Here is a 21,257-nt window from a genome sequence, read left to right as displayed (position 1 = left end):
AATATGTCAGCCCATGGAATGCCCGCCCAAAAGCGCCCGTCATGCCCAGTAGATTCAGCCGATCACCATCAGCCCGACCACCCCGAACACGAAGCCTAGCACCGCGCCCATCGGCGGCGCCCAGTGTTTTTCCAGCCTCACCCCTGGGGCGATGTCCTGAAAGATGGAATAGAGAATGCCGCCCGAGGCCACCAGCATGATGGCGCTCACGATGCCCTCATCGTCCCGAAGCCACAGGTGGCTGGAAAGACCCGCCAGCGGGCCCAGCAACGCCATCAGAGAAAAGCTCATGATGACCCGACTGGCACCGAAGTGCCCTGACTGCAGGAACTCCCGATAGGCATTGAACGCTTCGGGAACGTTCTGCAAGGCGATCAGCGCGGCAATCAGCATGGCCTCTTCGGGCCGGATGGCGAAGATAGCGCCGACGACGATGGACTCCGGGATAAAGTCCAACAGCATGGCCAGGAACTGACTGGCCGGCAGTTGCCAGCGCACCATCGCCATGTCGACGAGCATGAATATCCCCCCGCCCAGCAACAGGTATAGCGCAGCCATCGGCAGCGACGTGATCTCAATGCCATCGGGCACCAGTACCAGCGCTACCGCGGAAAGCAGCGTTCCGCCGCCGAAGGCCAGCACGCTATGGCGAAGCTCCTGCTCCAGCCAACTTGAGTGGATATGTTCGATGCGGGCGAAGTAGGCCCCCAACGGCATGGCCAGGCCCGCCATCAAGGTGACCACCACCAAAAGCAACAAATCAATCATGACGCTCCCTTGTCTGCCGAGGTTCCTGAGGTTTGAGCATGATACGGCATCACCACAGCACACCGTCAGGCATCGTCCACATTGGGTCGCGACACGCAAAGGAGGCACGGCCCTGCCGATGAAAGGCACCTGCGAGTAACGTTGAAACACCAGGGTGACAGCGTTTGTACGTACTTACTCGCAAACATCTATACCTCATAACGTCCCGATGTCTTGGAGACATAGCGACCACTGCTGCAAGGATCATCACCGTTTTGGTGATGCACGCGTTGCGTTCATCGGCCATCTCTCCCGCCACCCCTGCCGCAACAAGGCTTGTTAACCGGTACTGAACCGTTACTGATGCTGCACTGCCGCCGCTATTGAAAGGCGTTCCCTCTTCAACCAGGAGTTGAGCATGGCAACCGCCCAGGATGACTTGCAGACAGATCTGCACAAGGACCGCATCAATCCCGTCGTTTTCTATGGCTCGGCCATCGGTATCGTGGCCTTTGCGCTATGGACGATGGTCTTCACCGACTCCGCCAGCGCGGCGATCAATGCCGTGCTGGGCTGGATCTCGGATACCTTCGGCTGGTTCTACTTCGTCGCGGTGGTGGCCTACCTGGTATTCGTGATCGCCATCGCCACCTCTCGCTTGGGCAAGCTGCGACTCGGCCCGGCGCACTCCACGCCGGATTTCAACGTCGTGACTTGGGCCGCCATGCTGTTTTCCGCAGGGATCGGCATCGATCTGATCTTCTTCTGCATCGCCGAGCCGGTGACCCAATTCCTGGCGCCACCCGACGGCGATCCCTCTACCGTCGCGGCGGCACGTCGCGCCATGGAACTGACCTTCCTGCATTGGGGACTCTCCGGCTGGGGCGTCTACACGCTGGTGGGCATGTCACTGGCCTTCTTCAGCTATCGCCACGGCCTGCCGCTGACCATTCGCAGCGCGCTTTACCCCATCTTTGGTAAACGCATCCATGGCGCCATCGGCCATAGCGTGGACATCGCCGCCGTCCTGGGCACCCTGTTCGGCATCGCCACCAGCCTCGGCATCGGCATTATCCAGCTCAACTTCGGTCTGAGCTACATGTTCGGCCTGCCGGAGAACACGACCACCCAGGCGGTGCTGGCTGTGCTGATCGTGATCTTTTCCGCGATTTCCGCAGTAACCGGGGTCGACAAGGGCATCCGCAGGCTCTCCGAGTTCAACATGCTGCTGGCCCTGTTGCTGTTGCTGTTCGTGCTGTTCACCAGCAAGACCGTGTTCCTGCTTAATGCGTTGGTGATGAACGTAGGCGATTACCTGACCCATTTCGTCTCTCTGTCGATGAACACCTATGCCTTCGACCCGCCCACCGACTGGCTGAACGGCTGGACGGTGTTCTTCTGGGCCTGGTGGATCGCCTGGGGGCCCTTCGTGGGGCTTTTCCTGGCACGCATCTCGCGTGGGCGCACCATCCGCCAGTTCGTCGCCGGCACCCTGATCCTGCCCCTGGCTTTCATGATGGCGTGGATGTCGATCATGGGTAACAGCGCCATCGACATGGTGATGAACGGTACCGGAGTGGCCGATTTCGGTGAGCAGGCCATGAATAACCCCGGTTCGGCGATCTACCTGTTCCTTCAGAGCCTGCCCTGGGTCGGCCTGACCACGGTGGTCGTGACCCTGCTGGCGATCGTCTTCTTCGTGACCTCGGGCGACTCGGGCTCGCTGGTGCTGTCCAACCTGACCTCGATTCTGCGCGATCCCAACCATGATGCCCCGGCCTGGATGCGAGTGCTGTGGGCCGCGATCATCGGCGTGCTGACCCTGGCGCTGCTGATGGCCGGTGGCCTGGGAGCGCTACAGAGCGCGGTAGTGATCACGGGCCTGCCCTTCGCCTTCGTGCTGTTTCTGATGATGCTGGGGCTCTACAAGGCATTGGAAGTAGAGGGCCTCAAGGAAGACAGCCTGCAACGCAGCATGGCGGGCCATCTTTCGGGGCGCACCCTGCCCGGCGAGAGCGCGAATCGCAACTGGCGTCAGCGGCTGTCCCGCGCCGTGAGCTTCCCCAAGCGTGAGCAGGTGAGTCACTTCCTCGGTGACGTCGTCAAACCGGCCATGGAAGAGATCTGCAGCGTCTTGAGCGAGCAGGGCTACCCCGTGGAGATCGTCGAGGGTGAAAAGGCAGATGAGCACCTGGCGCTGAACGTGGGCCTTGGCAGCGAACAGGACTTTACCTATCAGGTCTGGCCCCGCCAGTGCGCCATGCCGGCCTTCTCGATTCGCGACACCCACGCCGGCACCCGTTACTATCGGCTGGAGGTTCACATCATCGAAGGGGGCCAGGGCTATGACATCTATGGTTACACCCAGGAGCAGCTGATCGCCGATATTCTCGATCAGTACGAGCGCCACCTGCTGTTCCTGCATATTCAGCGCGAGCAGCCCGGCACCCACACCGAGATGCCCGACGACCCGGCTTCCGCAGGACGCTGACCGTCACGCCCGACATCACTGATCGCGACATCAATGATCTCGGCACTAAGTATCACGCCACTAAAGGCCTTATGCCCTAGGAGCGATGAAATGAGTGAACAATCCTTCGACCGCAGCGTTGACTACGTGGTCGTCGGCGCCGGCTCAGCGGGTTCGGTGCTGGCCAACCGCCTCAGCGCGGAGAGCGACCTGGAGGTGCTAGTACTGGAGTTCGGCGGCAAGGACAACTCCATCTTCATCCAGATGCCGACCGCCTTCTCGATCCCGCTGAACAAGCCACGCTTCGATTGGGGGCTTCACACCGAGCCGGAGCCGGGCCTAAACGAGCGCAGCCTTCACCAGGCGCGAGGCAAGGTGATCGGCGGTTCATCCTCGATCAACGGCATGGCCTATGTGCGGGGCTGCGCCGGCGATTACGAGGAATGGGCCGAACTCGGCGCCGTCGGCTGGAACTATGCCGACGTACTGCCCTACTTCAAGCGTGCCGAAGGCTGCCTGTATGGCGATGATGACTACCGCTCCGGCAACGGCCTGCTTGGCGTGTGCAACGGCAATAACATGCAGAACCCGCTGTACAAGGCCTTCATCGAGGCAGGCCGCCAGGCAGGCTACGGCGAGACTCAGGACTACAACGGCTATCGCCAGGAAGGGTTCTGCCGCATGGACATGACGGTGCGTGACGGGGTGCGCTGCTCGACCGCCAATGCCTACCTGAAACCCGCCCTCAGCCGCGACAACCTGCAGCTGGAAATGCATGCTCTGACCACGCGGATTCTGTTCGAGGGCAAGCGGGCCGTCGGCGTTGAATACACACAGAGTGGCAAGACCTTTAGGGTCCAGGCCCGTCGTGAAGTCATCCTTTCGGCCAGCGCCTTCAACTCACCCAAGCTCTTGATGCTCTCCGGCATCGGTCCTGCCGAGCACCTCAAGGAACACGGCATCGAGGTCGTCCACGACCTGCCCGGAGTCGGCCAGAACCTGCACGATCACCTCGAGGTCTGGGTGCAGCAAAGCTGCAAGCAGAAGATCACCCTCAACGGCTGGCTCAACCCTATCGGCCAGGCGCTGATCGGCCTGCGTTGGCTGGCATTCAAGTCAGGCCTCGGTGCCACCAACCACTTCGAGTCCAACGGCTATATCCGCAGCCGCCCGGGCCTTGAATGGCCCGACCTGCAGTATCACTTCCTGGCCGGTGCCATCGCCTACGATGGCTCCAGCGCCGCCGAGGGGCACGGCTTCCAGGTACACCTGGGCGCCAACAAGCCCAAGAGTCGCGGCTGGGTAAAGCTTGCCTCCTCCGACCCCGCCGCACCGCCGAAGATCTTCTTCAACTACCTGCACGAGGAAGAAGACAAGCAGGCCTATCGGGACGGCCTGCGCCTGACTCGTGAAATCTTCGCCCAGCCGGCCCTAGATGCCTATCGCGGCGATGAGCTATCGCCCGGGAAAGACGTCGTCAGCGACGAGCAGGTCGATGAGTGGGTCGCCAACAGCGCCGAAACCGCCTATCACCCCTGCGGCAGCTGTCGCATGGGCACTGACGATATGGCGGTGGTCGACCCCGAGTGCCGCGTTCGTGGCATCGAACGACTGCGGGTGGTCGACTCCTCGATCATGCCCACCGTGACCAACGGCAATATCAATGCCCCGACCATCATGATCGCCGAGAAAGCCGCCGATCATATCCTAAGACGAGCGCTTCTGGCGCCGTCAGAAGCCGCCGTTTTCAGGATCAAGGACCCGCAGCGCCAGCGTGAGGGAGAGCCCGAAAGGCAAGCCTCATAGGCTTGTCTCTAACTCGTCGCTCTAACTCGATTCTCTAATGCGTTTCGCTTACTCATTTCGCTAACCTGCTACTCCAGGTCGCATCTCAAGGGCATCTTTCAACTTCCACGGCGTTTTTACCCGGCCACACTCGCCCACATGCAAAAGCCCCGATATCCGCGAGGATACCGGGGCTTTTTGGCGACGGGTCAGCCGTCGGCGATCACGCGTTAGCGGCCACCGACACTTCCTGACTGCCACGCTTGATCAGCGCGTAGCCAAGACCGGTGACCAGCGAACCGATGACGATGGCGGCAAGGTACAGGAACACCGGCGTGATGGCGTTGGGAATCAGTAGCACGAAGATGCCGCCGTGCGGCGCCATCAGCTTGGCACCCACCAGCATCGAGATGGCACCGGTGATCGCCCCGCCGACCATGCAGGCGGGAATCACGCGCAGCGGATCCTTGGCGGCAAACGGAATCGCCCCTTCACTGATGAAGCACAGGCCGAGCACGAAGGACGCCTTGCCGGCTTCCCGCTCAGGCTCGGAGAACTTCGACTTGGCAACGAAGCTGGCGATACCCATGCCGATCGCCGGCACCATGCCTGAGGCCATGACGGCAGCCATCGGCGCATAGGTCTCGGAGGCCAGCAGGCCCACGCCGAAGGTGTAGGCCGCCTTGTTGACCGGCCCGCCCATGTCGAAGCACATCATGGCCCCAAGCAGGATACCCAGCAGCACGGCGTTGGCAGAGCCCATGTTCTCGAGGAAGTTGGTCATCGCAGAAAGTACGGCGGCGACCGGCTCGCCGACCACATAGATCATGGTCAGACCGGTGATCAGGCTCGCCACCAGCGGGATGATCAGAATCGGCTTGAGCGATTCGATGCTCGAGGGCAGCTTGACGTACTGGGCGACCGCCTTGGCGACGTAACCGGCAAGGAAACCGGCGAGGATACCGCCGATGAAACCGGCGCCGATGTTCGAGGCCAGCATGCCGCCGATCATACCCGGGGCGATGCCCGGCCGGTCGGCGATCGAATAGGCGATATAGCCGGCCAGTACCGGCACCATCAGCGCGAAGGCGGTCCCACCGCCAATCTGCATCAGTGCTGCGGCGAAGGTGCCCTCTTCCTTGAAGGCCTCGATGCCGAACACGAAGGACAAGGCGATCAACAGGCCCCCGGCCACCACCATCGGCAGCATGAAGGACACCCCGGTCAGCAGGTGCTTGTAGACGCCCTTGTCCTTGACGCTCTTCTTGGCCTCGCCGCCACTGGCAGCACTGCCGGCCGATTCCACATCGGCCTCCGCAAGGGCAGCCTCGATGGCCTGACGAGGCTTCTTCAGCGCATTGCCGGTGGAGGTGCGATAGATGCGCTTGCCGGCGAAGCGGGTCGGGTCGACCTCGATGTCGCAGGCCAGCAGCACCACGTCGGCGGCAGCGATCTCTTCTTCGGTCAGCTTGTCCTGGGCGCCCACCGAGCCCTGGGTCTCGACGCGGATCTGGTGACCCAACGCCCGCCCGGCTTCACTCAAGGCCTCGGCAGCCATGAAGGTGTGTGCCACCCCGGTCGGACAGGCGGTCACGGCGACGATTCGCTTGGCGCCGGCCGTATCGGCTACCGCCGGCTTGGCATCATCGGCAGGCGGCGTATAGGCGGCTGCCTGAGCCTGAGCCCGCTCGAGAAAGCCGGCGGGATCGGGCAGTGCCTGGGCGATCGGGGCCTGGTAAAGCGACTTTCCGGCAAAGCGTTGTGGACTGGGCACCGCATCGGCGGCCACCACCACCAGATCAGCCGCGGCGATGGACTCGGCAGAAGCCGGTTCCACCGGCGCCAGTTCACCGTGCATCTCTACCGTGGTGGACCAGCCCAGCCGGCTGGCCGCCTGCTCAAGGCGCCGCGCGGCGAGGAAGGTGGTGGCCATGCCACTCGGGCAGGCAGTAATCAGGATCACATTCATGCGAGCGCTCCCCCTGCGTCCACGTCGTTCAGGCGACGCACGCGGGTCTGTTGTTGGAGGTGAGGGAAGTCATCGGCGTGGGGATTGCCCACGCCAACATGGCGTACGGCTTCGGCGGACAAGGCCGTCGCGAAGCGCAGCGCCGCATCGGGGGCATGGCCCTCGAGGACGCCGTGCAACATACCGGCGAGCAGGGTATCGCCAGCACCCACGGTACTGGCGACCGTCATCTTCGGCGGCGTGGCGTGCCAGGCCCCGCGATGGCTGACCCACAGCACGCCGTCGGCACCGGCAGAGATCAGCGCCTCCTGGATGCCGGCCTGATGCAGGCGAAGCCCCGCCGCCAGCCGGCGAGCGTCGCTGTCCAGGGCCTCGCCGGCCCACTCGGCCAGTTCCAGCTCGTTGGGCTTGACCGCCGCTGGGGAAGACGCAATGGCGCGGGTCAGCGCCGGACCGCTGGTATCGACCCATACCGGCAGGCCATGCGCTTTGAGGCGCGTGATCAGCGCGGCCTGATCGTCGGCGTCGATGCCCGGCGGCAGGCTGCCGGCGATCACCACCGCATCGGGACGTCGGCTGGGGTCGGCCGCCAGCGCCTCCAGATCATCCAGAAGGTCTTTGAAGGTGGCAGCATCGATGACCAAGCCAGGACCGTTGACGTCGGTGACGCGGCCACTGTGCTCGGCGAGCTTGGCATTGATGCGGGTCTCGCCGGGCACGCGTCGGAAGCCATCCTCGACGCCCATGTCCTCGAAGGCGCGCCGGAAGGGGCCATCATTGTCTGCCCCCAGAAACCCGGAGACCACGACCTCATGCCCCAGTGCCGCCAGCACCCGGGCAACGTTCACGCCCTTGCCGGCGGCGCTCAGCTGCGTGGCATCGGTCCGGTTGACCTCGCCAAGGGTCAGCGTCGGCAGGCCGATCGCCAGATCCAGCGCCGGATTGAGACTGATCGTCAGCACCCTGGCCATCAGCGCACCTCCAGCGCGTTTCTTACGTCATCGCTGGTCGCCTGGGCCAGTGCCAGCGCGGCCTGGGCCTTGGCTTCGGCGAGATCGAAATCGCGCAGCCGCGCCTTGACCATCGGCACCTGGCGGGCACTGACCGAGAGTTCATCGACACCGAGGCCAACGAGCACCGGCACCGCCTGGGCGTCCGAGGCCAGCTCGCCGCATACCCCGACCCACTTGCCTTGGGCATGGGCGGCGTCAACGGTCATCTGGATCAGGCGCAGCACCGCCGGGTGCAGGCCGTCGGACTGAGCGGACAGCGCCGGGTGGCCGCGGTCGATGGCCAGGGTGTACTGGGTCAGATCGTTGGTGCCCACCGAGAAGAAGTCGACCTCGGCGGCAAGCGTCGGCGCCAGCAGCGCACAGGAGGGCACCTCGATCATCACGCCGAGCTGCACGTCGGTGGCGCGCTCTTCGGCCGGGATCTCCTCGAGCAAACGATCGTAAATCGCCTTGGCGGCCCGGAACTCGGCGATATCCTTGACCATCGGCAGCATGATGCGCAGCGGCCGACCCGATGTATTGTCGCCACCCGCAGCGGCCATCAGCAGAGCGCGCAGCTGGGTCTCGAGCACCTCGGGCTGGGTCAGGGCCAGACGAATCCCGCGCAGGCCGAGGAAGGGATTGTCTTCCTGAGGCACCGGCCAGTAGGGCAGTGGCTTGTCACCGCCCACATCCAGGGTACGAGCGACCAGCGGACGACCATCGAGGGCATCCATGGCCTCCTTGTATTCGCCGATCTGGGTCTTGAGGTCAGGCGCCTCGGAATGCGCCATGAAGATGAATTCGGTACGCAGCAGGCCCACGCCCTCGGCACCACGTTCGACGGCGTCCGCGGTGTGGGCAGTGTTGCCCAGGTTGGCGGCGACCTCGACGCGATGACCGTCGCGGGTACGGCCTTCCTCGAAGCGTGCCGCCCAGGCTTCACGCTCCAGGCGCTCATGCTCCTTGAGACTCAGTTCGGCGCGCTGGCGGCGCTCGGTAGACGGCGCAGGCGTGATGCGCCCGCGCTCGCCGTCGAGGATCATCTCAACGCCATCTTCAAGCGTCAGCACTCGCTCGCCGGCCCCCACGACGGCAGGGATGCCCAGCGCACGGGCCAGAATCGCGCTGTGGGCCGTCGCACCGCCTCTGGCGGTCAGCAGGCCGCGGACGCGGCTGGTATCGAGACGGGCCACATCGGAGGGGCCGACGTCGTCCATGACCAGGATGTAGGGATGATCCGGCGGCGTGGGCAGGCTGATGTCGCACAGGATCCCCAACACCCGCCGGCCCACGTCTCGCAGGTCGGCCGCGCGTTCGGCAAGCAGGCGATCGGCAAGCATTTCCTGGGCCCGGGCGGCGGTCTCGATAGCGGTCCACCAGGCCGCTTCGGCGGAATAGCCTTCCTGGATGCCTTCGCGGGCGGCCTGGTGCAGCTCCGGGTCGTCGAGCATTTCCTCGTGCATCGACAGGATCTCGGCGACCTCGCCACCCTGGGCACTTTGCACCAGCGCCTCAAGCTGCTCGGCGCCTTCACGAATGGCCGCATCCAGACGGCGCTTCTGTTCACCGGCATCGCCGGCCCGCTCGGGGTACTCGAAGCGCGGCGCGCGCATTACGAACAGCGGCGCGATGGCCATGCCCGGGGAGGCGGCAACCGCCTGATAGGCGGTATCGGCCGGCAGCGGCTCCGGCGGCTTGGCGCCCTCGGGAGGCGTGCTGGCCACGTGCTCACGGCCTTCCTCGAAGGGCTGGACCACTTCACCCAGGCCGTCCAGCATGGCCTCACACATGGCGTCCAGAGCCTGGCTGGCACCCTCGCCTTCTGCCGAGAACACCAATTGCTGGCCACGCCGGGCGCCAAGACCAATAACCTTGGTCAGACTGGCCGCAGACACGGCCTCGCCACTGCCATCGGCCAGGCGCACCCGGACCGCGACGCTCTGACGACGCGCTACCTGAATCAGCTGCTTGGCCGGACGCGCATGCAGGCCGTGGGCGTTTAGCACTCGGGCACGTGCGGTCTGGGCACTGGCCGACTCGCCGGAAAGGCGCGCCAGCACGTTCTCGGCAGACAGCTGATGCAGATCATGGCCCTCACCGCGTTCGAGCAGGGCCGTTAACCGTTCCAGCAGGCTGCGATGCGCATCGCCCTGGGCAGCCAGACAAAAGACGCCGCTGACCGCGCTATCGCCCTGGCCGATGACGACCTCCGGGGTGGCCAGCGACAGCGCCGGGGCCTTCACATCTTTCGCGCTGGTCGCGAACCAGAGCCCCTGGCCCAGCGACAGCGGCGACTGAGAGGCGATGTCGGAAACGAAGTCATTCCCGACGCAGCCCGCCTGGCGCAGTCGAGCGGCAGCGGCCAGGGCAAGCTCGAGCCGGTCTCGGGCGGGGAAATTGAGGCAGAGGGTATCGTCATCGAGGCGCGCTTCGACGACGGCCTTCGACAACAGCCCGGCCACCTCGGCGCGGGAGCCGGCGGCGGCCAGTCGCTCGGACACGCCCTCGCGGTCCAGCACGTGGGTCAACTGGCGCAGGATGTCCAGGTGCTCATCATTCTGAGCCGCGATGGTCACCAGCACATGCACCCGGTTGCCGTCGTGCCAGTCGATGCCCTTGGGGAACTGCAGCACCCGCACGCCGGTGCGCTTGACGTGAGTACGGCTTTCAGGCGTGCCATGGGGAATGGCGATGGCGTTGCCGAGAAAGGTGGATGACTGCGCCTCGCGGGCATGCAGGCCATCGCGATAGCCCGGCGCCACCAGGCCGGCCTCAACCAGCGCCGAAGACGCCTGATCGAGAGCCGCGCGCCAGTCATCGGCCTTGCGGTCGAGCAGGATATCGTCCTGTCCGAGTGTCAACATACTAGCCTCCTGTGCCTGGGGGCGGGCAGCGAGAGTGCCGGCCGCTGGCTGGCGGCCGGTGCACCTGGCCTTGCCAACCTTGCTTTCCCATGGCTGAATCGTGTCACCTAAGGTTTCGTACAATGCTGGATCGAGTCAGGCCATTTATCAAGCAGGATCGGCTACGACCTTGGGCGTAGCCGGTGATGCCAAGGGCTGGAGTAGAATGAGCCGCATCGCACACAAGGGATCACCATGACGCTCGCAGAAATCGCTCGCCTGTCCGGCGTTTCCCGGACCACGGCAAGCTATGTCATCAACGGCAAGGCCAAGGAACGACGCATCAGTCAGGAGACCGTCGACCGGGTCATGGCGGTGGTCGAGCAGCACCACTACCGAATCGATGCCCAGGCCGCGGCGCTGCGCCGCGGCGCCAGTCGCACCATTGGGCTGATCATTCCCGACCTGGAGAATGCGAGCTACGCCCTGCTCGCCAAGCGCCTAGAACAAGGGGCGCGACGCCGGGGCTATCAGCTGCTGATCGCCGGCTCCGAAGATAATCCGGAAAGCGAACGCGAGCTGGCTCGCGCCCTGCGTGCCCAGCGTTGCGAGGTGCTGATAGTGGCCAGTTGCCTGGCGATGGACGACCCCTTCTATGCTGAGCTGATGGACGGCGGCCTGCCGGTCATCGCCGTCGATCGTGCGCTGGATCCGCAACGCTTCGTCAGCGTGGTCAGCAACAACCAGTCGGCTGCCAAGGCGCTGACCCGCTCGGTTCTCACCCCGGAGCTCGAGCGAGTTGCCTGGTTCGACGCCGTACCTCAACTATCGATCAGCACCGAGCGACTGGCGGGCTTCCACGAGGCCCTAGAGGGCCACCACTGCCAGGCCATGACCCGCAGCGCGGTCCGCTATGACCGCCAGGAAGGCGCGCGGCTGATGCGCGAGCTGCTCAAGGAGGGCATGCCGGACGCGCTGGTCACCGCCTCCTATACGCTGCTCGATGGCGTGCTGGATGAGCTTCTGGAGAGCGGTGGCCTGCCGCCGTCGCTGCGCCTGGCCACCTTCGGCGATGATCGACTGCTGGATTTCCTGCCGCTGCCGGTTAACTCGCTGCCTCAGCAGCATGACCGGATCGCCGAACTGACGCTCGATCGCGCCATCGCCGCCGCCCATGGCGACTATCACCCCGGCCAGGTGGTGGTGGAACGCGCCCTGCGCCGGCGGCTGCCGCCCGGCGGGTGAGCGACACGAACGCCCTTCAGGCCAATGCTGGTGACATTTCCCGCTTCAGACTTCCGACTTCAGGTCGGTTCATTACCGCCCCTCGGCGAACTGGTCTGGCTGGTTGACGACTGGCGGCTGTCGATGCCGTCAAGCCAGGCATCCAAGGCGGCGAGCGAAGGAGCCAGGCAGTGATCAAGCGCGAGCAGTAACGTTGGCATCTCAACGTGCCGTGATTCCTTTGCCGCGGCTTCAAGCGCCCTGGCCCGCTCCCCGACCTGCACCAGGCCAAGGCTGAGCGCTTCGCCCTTCATCAAGTGCGCAAGCTGCATGACTTGCTCGGCCTGTCCATCGCCGACAGCCGTCAACAGGGCCTCCCGGCGATCCGGCAACTGGCGACGATAGATGCCCACCAACTGTCTGGCGCCCTCTATCTCGATGTGCTCGAGCAGTTCATCGAGTGCCTCCAGTGCCAGCCAATGATGGCCTTCTGCGTTAGCATCAATTGGATCAGCCGCTTCGTTGACAGGCTGTTCGCTGGCATCCTCAATATCCGCCTGCCCCGTCGCGGGCTCGGCTGACTGGCCAATATAGAGATGCAGCGTCTTGAGCAGTTGAGCACTGGCAAGCGGCTTGACCATATAGTCGTTCATGCCCGCCTCCAGACAGCGCGACCGCTCGTCACCAAAGGTGCCGGCCGTCATGGCAACGATCGGCACCTCGGCACACCAGTCGCGGCGCTTGCGCAACTGTCGCGTCACTTCAAGCCCGTCCATCAGCGGCATCTGCACATCCATAAAAATCAAGGCATAGGGCTCGGCCTGGGTCATTCTGAGCGCCTCATCACCCGACGAGGCAATATCGACCTGACACCCCAGACGCGACAGCATGATATGCGCCACCTGCTGATTGATTTCGTTATCTTCGACGACTAGCAGCCGCTGGCCAGGTGGCAAGGCGGGCAAAACCTCCTGGGTGTCTTTTTCCCTCGCACCCTCAGGCACAGGGACGCGCGGCAATGGCACCTTGAACCAGAAGCAGCTACCCTCGCCAATTCGGCTGACGAAGTCTATTTCTCCGTCCATGGCGCTCACCAGGCGCCTGCAGATCACCAGCCCCAAACCGCTGCCCCCGAAGCGGCGCGCGGTGGAGGCATCGCCCTGCCGAAAGGGCTCGAACAGGCGATGCTGCTGGCTGCTGGGAATCCCTGGGCCACTATCGCTGACCGATACATGCAGTCGTTCTTGCAAAGACGAGTAGGCCACCAGCACCGAGACCTCGCCCTGCTCAGTGAACTTGATAGCATTGGAAAGCAGGTTGAGGAGCACTTGCCGAAGCCGACCTGGGTCGCCCTTCAGCCGCTCGGGCACGTCCTCGGCAAGCCGAGCCGTCAGGATGATGTTCTTGTAGGTGGCCCGCGGCTCGAAGAGGCGAACGGCTGAATCGATCAGCTCCTGCAGCGAAAAATCGACCTGCTCGAGCTCGAGCCGACCGGATTCGATGCGGGAGAAGTCGAGAATGTCATTGATCAATACGAGAAGCTTGTCAGCGCTGTCATGGATGATCTCGGCATAGCGTCGCGAGGAAGGATCCAGTGGTCGGCCGCGCAGCATCTCGCTCATGCCGATCACGCCATTGAGCGGCGTGCGAATCTCGTGACTGACGGTGGCCAGGAACTCGGATTTGGCTTCATTAGCAGCCTGAGACTTTTGCGCCGCCTCCTCGAGACGGCGTCTCAGCACTTCCTGGTCGCGCCGAGACGCCGCATTCTCCCGGGCCTCGCGAAAGAGAAACCGCGTCACCATCAGGATCGAAAGGCTCATCAACCCCAGCATGACAAGCAGCACCCAGTGAAGCAGCTGCAGGGCTTTTCGCTCTTGCTGCTTGGCGTCAGCCAGATAGGTGTTGGTCGTAATTACCAGCTGCTGGCTGAGATCGATCAAGGGATCAAGCGCTGCCTGCAGCGACCGACGCGACGCTTCGTCCAGGCGCTCTAGACCGCCAAACTGCAGGTCCAGAATATCCATCTGGGTTGCGATGGCAGGTACCAGGCCCGCCTGGTCGTCGATACGCCTAAAAAGCTCACTAATCTCACCGCGTTGCAGAAGGTTGAGCCGGCTATAGAGCAGCTCGAACTTGACGTGTAACGACTCGAGATCCTCGGCTTCGTTGAGCCGATCGCGTAGCTGGATAGCATCCCGGTCCAGCTTGTAGGCTGCCCAGGTCGCATCCCCGCCTACGCTGGCGGCCAGGCCTTCCTGTCGCCATACGACCATGCCGGCAACGACCACCGCGGCCATGAAGAATACCAGCACCGCGGCGGCGCCGAGTTTCAGGCGTAGCGGGTAGCGAAGCATGACGCCGAATGCCGTTGGGATGGAGGGTATCGATACTGCTCAGTGGACATGGATCTTGGCAACCTGCCATACACTTCGATAGCGGATATTCTCGGTATTGAGCTCAGGGTTCTCATCGAAGGGGTATAACACGAAGAGTGGCCCGAAGTCGCGAATCGCCAATGGCTCACCGTCCATGGTCATGGCCAGGATCACAGCGTAATCCTGAACATCACTGACCGGTATCTGTCCCGAGAAATGGTTCAGGGCTTCGACTCGCAGCTGGTCGCCGTGAGCGCCTATACGGGACAACAGATCCCGAATCAGCGGGCCACGGAATTTCCGTTCTTGGTCGGTCCAGGGTGTGTGGGTACTCACGACCCGATTAGGCAGCGCACGAAGCATCTCTCGATCGAAGCGGGCCTTGTCGCCGGCGTTGGTGTAGCGAATGTCGCCGCTGATTTCGAGCAGCACCTTTCCTTCAGGTTTGGGCAAGGACAGTGGATCGGCGTGAGCGGGGAGAACGCTAAGGCCTGCAAGCAGGCACCAGGCCAGGGAGTGGGCGATCGGATTCATACAAAACCTCCGACGGTCCAGAATGCATGCTCCCACCCTACGCGATCGTTGCACGCGGGTCAGGGGCCGAATCATGCCAGGATTTCGACCTCGTCACCGAGCGCCAAACGGCCTTCTTTCAGCACCACCAGATTTTGACCAAACAGCACTTTTCCCTTCTCACCTCGTCGATAGGTCGCCAGCGTCTTGAGCGGTTCCTTGCCAGGCAAAAAGGTCCCAGTGGCCGGATCGACGGTAATCATCGCGCAACGCGAGCAGGGTTCTGCAACGCCAAGCTCTACCTCCCCAATACGCAGCCGCTGCCAGCCATCCTCGGCAAAGGCATCGCTACCTGCCACCACCAGGTTGGGACGAAACTGGGCCATGATGTGAGGCTTACCCTCTGACGTTCCCTGTGAATGAGCCAGGCGGGCATTAAGGTCGGCAAGTGACCCTTGACCGATCAGAAGCAGCGGGTAGCCGTCGGCGAACCCGACCCGCTGGTCGATCGATTGGCGATAGCGCGGTGAACGCTCGCCGATACATAGCAGCTGGACCGCCTCACCCAATACCTCACTGCACCAGGCATCGGCTTCTTGCGAGGTCGTCAGCGCTTCGAAGCGGTCACCCCATACCTCGGTCGCAAATGGTGCCAGAGCGAAATCCGCCCGGACCAGCTCGATATCCTGATGCCCGGGGAAACGCAGCACCACTGTTCTTTCACCTAGCCGAACCTGCATCAGCTCCAGTCGGGGATGCGTCCGTGCCGTGATGAAGCGCCCATCGGGCCGAGCCAACATCAGGCGCCGATCCCCAACAATTCCTTCCTGATGCACCTGGGCACGTTCGAGCGCCTCTCCAGCACAAGACTTGAGCGGATAGCGATAAAGAGCAGACAAACGCAGGGAAGAGGTGGTCATGGCAAGCAGTCCTTGCTGGCAGGAGTAAGCATGGCGTGGAGCGCTCTACGCTCGACGCCACACGACATCGTCAACGAGATTCGCCTGCATAGCTTACCGAAGACCGCCAATGTTGGGCCAGTTGCCTAAACACTCAGGGGGTCGGAGGCTCGATGATCTCGACCTTTACCAGGTCTTCGTAGGCATGCCAACTGGCATGACCCAGCACCGGCAGGATCACGGCCAGGCCTATGTAGAAGGTCACCACGCCAAGCAGTACGCTGCCAGTAAGAATCGCCGCCCATAGCAGCATGGGACGGAAATTCTGCGCCACGGCCTTGAGGCTGGCCTCGATGCCCTCCATGAAGGTCAGGTCCTGATCCATCAGTGTCGGAATGGCGACGACACTGATCGAGAATGCTCCGAAGGCCAGTACCGCACCCGCCGCCGTGCCGACCAGCAGCATGCTCAGCCCTTCTGAGGTGGTCAGCAAGGAGGTGTAGAGCGTATCGGGGCTTGGCACTTCGAAACCAAAGAAAAGCGCGAACAGCAGCGTCGCCAGCCGAATCCAGGCGAGGAAGAAGATCATCATCATCAGGCCCATCATCGCCAGTTGCCCAGTATGGGCGCTCCAGGCACCGAAGGCATCGCCCATGGTCGGTGTCCGGTGTTCCTCGAGGGCACGACTGATCCCGTAGGCACCTACCGCCACCAGGGGGCCAAGGAACATGAAGCCGGCCACCAACGGCAGCAGCCAGTGCCAGAGGTCGAGGGTAAACGCCGCCAGGGTCGTCGCCAGGCTAAGGCCCACCCAGAACATGCCATAGGCCAAGCTGACGACCGTGGCATCGCGAAAGTCCTGAAAACCGGAAACCAGCCAGGCTCTAGGTCTATCCATGCCCACCGGATTGATGCTGATCTTGACGCTGTAGTCGGAAGGCTTGGGGCCCTTCGTGGCAGCTGCATTCATGGCATACCCCTCAACCGGTCGCGAAGATGGTCACCCTCAAGCCTTATCCGGGCGCCGCACCCGGCGACGTCCACGGGAGCGCACTGGCCTGCAAGGCAAGATCTCCTAACGTTTTTTCAATAGTGCTTTTTTCAATGTAGACGAGGGGGTGAAGAGTTGCCCCTACCGGCGCTTATCCTCGATCAGGGTCGACCCACGGGTGCCTGGCAGGTCCCAGAAACGCCAACCCCCGAACGGCAGAACCGTTCGGGGGTTGGCGACTTGCTTAGCGGCGTGTCCGTCGATGAATCAGCGCACGACCATCACCGACATCTTGCTGTGATGCACCACATGTTCGGCATTGGGGCCGAGTACGTAGTCGGCGAACTTGCGCTTGTTGTGCGAGGCCATGACCACCAGATCGATATCGAGCTTCTTGGCGGTCTCGATGATCGCTTCCCAGGGCGAGCCCTCGGCGATAGCACATTGCACGTTGATATCGCTGGGTATGTGCTGCTGCACGAACGCGTGCTGAGCATCGGTTAGCGCCTTGTGTGCCTTCTCACTGAAGTCAGCGGGGAAATAGGACCCGACCAGCGGCATGCGATAGTCAGGCAGCACGGTCACCAGGTGCAGCGAGGCGCCGAAGGTGTGACACAAGGCCAAGGCGGTGGGCAGCGCCCTTTCCCAGGACGCCTCCTCGTTGAGATCCAGCGGCAGCAGGATTTTCTGATACATGGTCTAACCCTCTGTTAGGCGGACGCCGGTTTGGCCGAGCCATCGCGGCGACGCCGCTGCATAAGCACGATCAACGCAAAGACCCCGAGGGCCGGAATCCACATCCACTCCTTGGACCAGCGATCCACAGGCGCCAGCACCTCGATGATCTTCTGATCGAAGTCGAAGCCAAGTTTCTCGGCCTGACTGCCGAAGGCGACCATATCGACGACCAGGCTTTCATCCTTGACCAGTAGCTCCAGGCCGAAGTTGGACAGGCGCTCTTCCCCCGTCTCGCCTTCCGGCACCGGCAGTGTCATGTAGGTGGTCAGTGGATCACCATAGGCGTCCTTACCCGCCACCTGCACACGCAGCGTGCTGTCATCATCCATCTCACCCAAGGCCTGGACGAACTGGCTCGGCGGTATCGACTGGTAGGGATCGTGGATCATGTCCATCCAGAAGCCCGGACGGAACAGCGTGAAGGCCACCAGCAGCAGCAGGATACTTTCGTACCAGCGGTTGCGGGTGAGCATGAAGCCCTGGGTCGCCGCGGCAAAGATCAGCATGGCGATTGTCGCCACCACGAAGACCAGAATGCCCTGCAGGAAGGTCACGTCGATCAACAACAGGTCAGTATTGAAGATGAACAGGAAAGGCAACGCAGCAGTCCGCAGGCTGTAGTAGAACGCCTGGAAACCGGTACGCAGCGGGTCCCCCCCCGATACGGCAGCGGCAGCAAAGGATGCCAACCCCACGGGTGGCGTAACGTCGGCCATGATGCCGAAATAGAACACGAACAGATGCACGGCGATCAGTGGCACCAGCAGGCCATTCTGCTCACCCAAGGTCACGATGACCGGCGCCAGCAGCGCCGAGACCACGATGTAGTTGGCGGTAGTCGGCAGGCCCATGCCGAGGATCAGGCTCAGCACCGCGGTGAGCATCAGGATCAGCATCAGGTTGCCCATCGACAGGATCTCGACCACGTCGGCGAGCACCAGGCCGACGCCGGTCTGCGATACGGCCCCGACAATGATGCCGGCAGTGGCAGTGGCGATACCGATGCCGATCATGTTGCGGGCACCGGTGACCAGGCCATCCCACAGGTCGAGGAAGCCTGCCTTGATGTCTGCGGTAAAATCGCTCTGACCGCGGAAGATCGCCATGATCGGGCGCTGGGTGACAATGATGAAGGTCATGAACACCGTGGCCCAGAAGGCCGACAGCCCTGGCGACAGTCGCTCGACCATCAGGCACCAGACCAGCACCACCACTGGCAGGATGAACTGCAGACCCACCATCACGGTCGGGCGCGTCTGGGGCAGCTTGACCACCGGTGCATTGGGATCATCGGTCTCGAGCTCAGGGTAGCTGGAGCCAACCTTGAGCAAGGCGATGTAGATTACCGACAGCCCCGCAGCCACCACCCAGGGGGTTGCCTCGCCCAGTACCGGTTTGAGCCAGCCCAAGCCGTAATAGACCACCAGGGCGGTGATCATCATCAGCAAGAGACCGCCCAGGAAGCCAATGACCTTGCGTACCAGCGGCTTCGGCGGGTTGCTGCTCTCAAGCCCCTGCATATTGGCCTTGAGGGCCTCGAGGTGGACGATATAGACCAGTGCGATGTAGGAAATCAGCGCCGGCAGGAAGGCATGCTTGATGACTTCCACATAGGAGATGCCCACGTACTCGACCATCAGGAAGGCCGCAGCGCCCATCACCGGCGGCATGATCTGACCGTTCACCGATGAGGCGACCTCAACGGCCCCCGCTTTCTCGGCGGAGAAGCCGACCCGCTTCATCATCGGAATGGTGAAGGTACCGGTGGTCACCACATTGGCGATAGAGGAGCCAGAAATCAGCCCAGTCATGCCTGAAGCAACCACCGCCGCCTTGGCCGGACCGCCCTTGTAGTGGCCGAGCAGCGAGAAAGCCACCTTGATGAAATAGTTACCGGCGCCAGCCTTATCGAGCAGCGCACCAAACAACACGAACAGAAACACGAAGCTGGTCGATACCCCCAGCGCGATGCCGAACACCCCCTGAGTGGTCAGCCACTGGTGGTTGATCAAGCCCGAGACGCTGACCCCCCGATGGGACAGAATGCCCGGCATATAGGGCCCGGCCAGCGAATAGCCGATAAAGACCAGAGCCACAATCATCAGCGGCGGGCCAAGCGCCCGGCGCGTGGCCTCGAGCAGCAGCAGAATGCCGATGACGCCGACGATCACATCCTGCATGATCGGTGCCCCCGGGCGCTGGGCCAGCTGCTCGTAGAAAATGAACATGTAGGCACCGGCAAGTGCCGCCAGCAGGCCAAGCACCCAGTCCTGGATGGGGATACGGTCCCGCGGGGAGTTCTTGGTAGCCGGATAGGCCATGTAGGCCAGAAACAGGGCAAATGCCAGGTGAATCGAGCGCGACTCGGTGGCATTGAACACCCCGAACTCGAGCACGAAGGGTAGCGGTGAAGCGATCCACAGCTGGAACAACGACCAGACCGCTGCCGTAATCACCAGCACCTTGCCAGGCAGTCCGGGCGGCTTTCGCGCCCCGGAGTCCGAGGACGCCACCATGTCCTCGAGATCGACGCTCGAGGCTGAGGTCCTTGTTTTGTCTTCGCTCATGAAATCATCCTGCTTGCCATCCATCGCCGGAAAAGCCTGGGCTCCCGGGCCATACCCCGGGGCTAGAAACCATAATGCGCGACCTTCCTACTGGAACGGCCGCGCATCGAGTCAGGAGCCTTGAACTCCGTTTAGACCGGGATCACTCGATCCAGCCACGCTCGCGATAGTAGCGAGCCGCACCCGGATGCAGCGGAGCCGACAGCCCCTGGGTGACCATTTCTTCCTCTTTCAGGTTAGCGAATGCAGGGTGCAGACGCTTGAAGCGATCGAAGTTGTCGAACACCGCCTTGACGGTCTGGTAGATGATGTCCTCATCCACGGAGGCCTTGGTCACGAAGGTCGCTGCCACGCCGAAGGTGGTCACGTCCTCGTCGTTACCCTTGTAGAGACCACCCGGGATCAACACCTTGGAGTAATACGGATACTCTTCGACCAGGCCGTCGATAGCCGGGCCATCCAGCGGAATCAGCTTGGCATCCACGGTTGTGGTGGCTTCCTGGATGGAACCGTTGGGGTGGCCCACCACATAGACCATCGCGTCGATGTTGTTGTCGGCCAGGGCGGCAGCCTGCTCTGCGGCATCAAGCTGAGACGCCAGCGAGAAGGTGTCCTCGGTCCAACCCTTGGCTTCCATGACCTGTTCCATGGTGTTGCGCTGGCCGGAACCCGGGTTACCGATGTTGACGCGCTTGCCTTCCAGATCATCGAGAGTTTCGATGCCGGAGTCGGCGCGAGCCAGCAGCGTCAGCGGCTCGCCGTGCACGCGGAAGACCGCACGCAGCTCGGGATAGGCGTCGCCTGCAAAGTTGCCGGTACCGTTATAGGCTTGGTACTGCACGTCGGACTGAGCCACACCCATGTCCAGCTCGCCGGACTTGATGCCGTTGATGTTGGCCACAGAACCGCCGGTGGACGGCGCGTTACACTTGATATCTGAGTCTTCGAGACGGTTCACGAGACGGCAGATCGACTGACCGACGACATAATAGACGCCGGTCTGACCGCCAGTACCGATAGTGATGAAGCGCTCCTGCGCCACGACCGGCGAGGAGAACATGGCGGCACCCATCAGCATGCCGGAGACGGCTGCAGCAGTGATTGCATGGCGTTTCATTCAGACACCTCTTGGTATTGT

The 21,257-nt window shown here is 62.8% G+C and carries 14 protein-coding genes; 3 read left to right on the top strand and 11 right to left on the bottom strand.

Annotation, left to right across the window (positions count from 1 at the left end; all coding sequences use genetic code 11):
* Positions 1–54 precede the first annotated feature (54 nt).
* Entirely contained in the window at positions 55–768 is a 714-nt protein-coding gene (locus tag BCL93_RS06220; protein ID WP_112054227.1) for a ZIP family metal transporter, read from the bottom strand.
* A 397-nt stretch (positions 769–1,165) separates the two neighbouring features.
* Here BCL93_RS06220 and betT point away from each other — a divergent pair, with 397 nt between their 5' ends.
* Positions 1,166–3,238 (top strand): choline BCCT transporter BetT, encoded by a 2,073-nt coding sequence (gene betT, locus BCL93_RS06215; protein ID WP_112054226.1) that lies wholly within the window; start codon positions 1,166–1,168, stop codon positions 3,236–3,238.
* A gap of 90 nt (positions 3,239–3,328) precedes the next feature.
* On the top strand, positions 3,329–5,023 hold the full coding sequence (betA, locus tag BCL93_RS06210; protein ID WP_112054225.1) for a choline dehydrogenase: 1,695 nt from the start codon (positions 3,329–3,331) through the stop codon (positions 5,021–5,023).
* A gap of 202 nt (positions 5,024–5,225) precedes the next feature.
* On the opposite strand, the gene BCL93_RS06205 is transcribed toward betA, so the two are convergent.
* From BCL93_RS06205 to ptsP, 3 genes are read right to left on the bottom strand one after another with little or no spacing between them, the layout of a single operon-like run.
* Positions 5,226–6,971 carry a PTS fructose-like transporter subunit IIB gene (locus BCL93_RS06205; protein ID WP_112054224.1) on the bottom strand — a complete coding sequence of 582 codons (1,746 nt, stop codon included), beginning with the start codon at positions 6,969–6,971 and terminating at the stop codon, positions 5,226–5,228.
* Entirely contained in the window at positions 6,968–7,942 is a 975-nt protein-coding gene (pfkB, locus tag BCL93_RS06200) for a 1-phosphofructokinase (RefSeq protein ID WP_112054223.1), read from the bottom strand. The genes BCL93_RS06205 and pfkB overlap by 4 nt, the downstream gene beginning before the upstream one ends.
* Complete coding sequence (ptsP, locus tag BCL93_RS06195) at positions 7,942–10,830, bottom strand: phosphoenolpyruvate--protein phosphotransferase (RefSeq protein WP_112054222.1); 2,889 nt, start codon at positions 10,828–10,830, stop codon at positions 7,942–7,944. The genes pfkB and ptsP overlap by 1 nt, the downstream gene beginning before the upstream one ends.
* Positions 10,831–11,064: 234 nt before the next feature.
* On the opposite strand from ptsP, the gene cra reads away from it, so the two are divergent.
* The gene (gene cra, locus BCL93_RS06190; protein WP_112054221.1) at positions 11,065–12,054 is read left to right on the top strand and encodes a catabolite repressor/activator; all 990 of its coding nucleotides are present in this window, start codon (positions 11,065–11,067) and stop codon (positions 12,052–12,054) included.
* A 59-nt stretch (positions 12,055–12,113) separates the two neighbouring features.
* Here the strand turns inward: cra and BCL93_RS06185 are convergent, their stop codons facing one another.
* The 7 genes from BCL93_RS06185 to BCL93_RS06155 form a co-directional block, all read right to left on the bottom strand.
* Positions 12,114–14,390 carry an ATP-binding protein gene (locus BCL93_RS06185; RefSeq protein ID WP_112054220.1) on the bottom strand — a complete coding sequence of 759 codons (2,277 nt, stop codon included), beginning with the start codon at positions 14,388–14,390 and terminating at the stop codon, positions 12,114–12,116.
* 39 nt (positions 14,391–14,429) lie between these two features.
* A complete protein-coding gene (locus BCL93_RS06180; RefSeq protein WP_112054219.1) occupies positions 14,430–14,945 on the bottom strand; it encodes a molybdopterin-dependent oxidoreductase in 516 nt (171 codons plus the stop codon).
* A 71-nt stretch (positions 14,946–15,016) separates the two neighbouring features.
* Positions 15,017–15,844, bottom strand: coding sequence for an MOSC domain-containing protein (locus tag BCL93_RS06175; protein ID WP_112054218.1), 828 nt, complete (start codon positions 15,842–15,844; stop codon positions 15,017–15,019).
* Positions 15,845–15,977: 133 nt separating this feature from the next.
* Positions 15,978–16,793 (bottom strand): DUF2189 domain-containing protein, encoded by an 816-nt coding sequence (locus tag BCL93_RS06170; RefSeq protein WP_112054217.1) that lies wholly within the window; start codon positions 16,791–16,793, stop codon positions 15,978–15,980.
* A gap of 288 nt (positions 16,794–17,081) precedes the next feature.
* Positions 17,082–17,510, bottom strand: coding sequence for a universal stress protein (locus BCL93_RS06165; protein ID WP_112054216.1), 429 nt, complete (start codon positions 17,508–17,510; stop codon positions 17,082–17,084).
* Between the two features lie 14 nt (positions 17,511–17,524).
* Positions 17,525–20,119: a TRAP transporter permease gene (locus tag BCL93_RS06160; RefSeq protein ID WP_112054382.1), complete on the bottom strand. Its 2,595-nt coding sequence runs from the start codon at positions 20,117–20,119 to the stop codon at positions 17,525–17,527.
* Between the two features lie 142 nt (positions 20,120–20,261).
* Positions 20,262–21,236 (bottom strand): TAXI family TRAP transporter solute-binding subunit, encoded by a 975-nt coding sequence (locus BCL93_RS06155; RefSeq protein WP_112054215.1) that lies wholly within the window; start codon positions 21,234–21,236, stop codon positions 20,262–20,264.
* Positions 21,237–21,257: the final 21 nt, after the last annotated feature.

This window comes from Onishia taeanensis (assembly GCF_003268885.1).
Lineage (GTDB): Bacteria > Pseudomonadota > Gammaproteobacteria > Pseudomonadales > Halomonadaceae > Onishia > Onishia taeanensis_A.
This window is presented reverse-complemented; position numbering and strand designations above follow the sequence as displayed.

Excerpts from the sequence above, each read along its gene's own strand:
- BCL93_RS06220 (WP_112054227.1), bottom strand. The coding sequence starts at position 768 with ATGATTGATTTGTTGCTTTTGGTGGTGGTCACCTTGATGGCGGGCCTG.
- betT (WP_112054226.1), top strand. The coding sequence starts at position 1,166 with ATGGCAACCGCCCAGGATGACTTGCAGACAGATCTGCACAAGGACCGC.
- betA (WP_112054225.1), top strand. The coding sequence starts at position 3,329 with ATGAGTGAACAATCCTTCGACCGCAGCGTTGACTACGTGGTCGTCGGC.
- BCL93_RS06205 (WP_112054224.1), bottom strand. The coding sequence starts at position 6,971 with ATGAATGTGATCCTGATTACTGCCTGCCCGAGTGGCATGGCCACCACC.
- pfkB (WP_112054223.1), bottom strand. The coding sequence starts at position 7,942 with ATGGCCAGGGTGCTGACGATCAGTCTCAATCCGGCGCTGGATCTGGCG.
- ptsP (WP_112054222.1), bottom strand. The coding sequence starts at position 10,830 with ATGTTGACACTCGGACAGGACGATATCCTGCTCGACCGCAAGGCCGAT.
- cra (WP_112054221.1), top strand. The coding sequence starts at position 11,065 with ATGACGCTCGCAGAAATCGCTCGCCTGTCCGGCGTTTCCCGGACCACG.
- BCL93_RS06185 (WP_112054220.1), bottom strand. The coding sequence starts at position 14,390 with ATGCTTCGCTACCCGCTACGCCTGAAACTCGGCGCCGCCGCGGTGCTG.
- BCL93_RS06180 (WP_112054219.1), bottom strand. The coding sequence starts at position 14,945 with ATGAATCCGATCGCCCACTCCCTGGCCTGGTGCCTGCTTGCAGGCCTT.
- BCL93_RS06175 (WP_112054218.1), bottom strand. The coding sequence starts at position 15,844 with ATGACCACCTCTTCCCTGCGTTTGTCTGCTCTTTATCGCTATCCGCTC.
- BCL93_RS06170 (WP_112054217.1), bottom strand. The coding sequence starts at position 16,793 with ATGAATGCAGCTGCCACGAAGGGCCCCAAGCCTTCCGACTACAGCGTC.
- BCL93_RS06165 (WP_112054216.1), bottom strand. The coding sequence starts at position 17,510 with ATGTATCAGAAAATCCTGCTGCCGCTGGATCTCAACGAGGAGGCGTCC.
- BCL93_RS06160 (WP_112054382.1), bottom strand. The coding sequence starts at position 20,119 with ATGAGCGAAGACAAAACAAGGACCTCAGCCTCGAGCGTCGATCTCGAG.
- BCL93_RS06155 (WP_112054215.1), bottom strand. The coding sequence starts at position 21,236 with ATGAAACGCCATGCAATCACTGCTGCAGCCGTCTCCGGCATGCTGATG.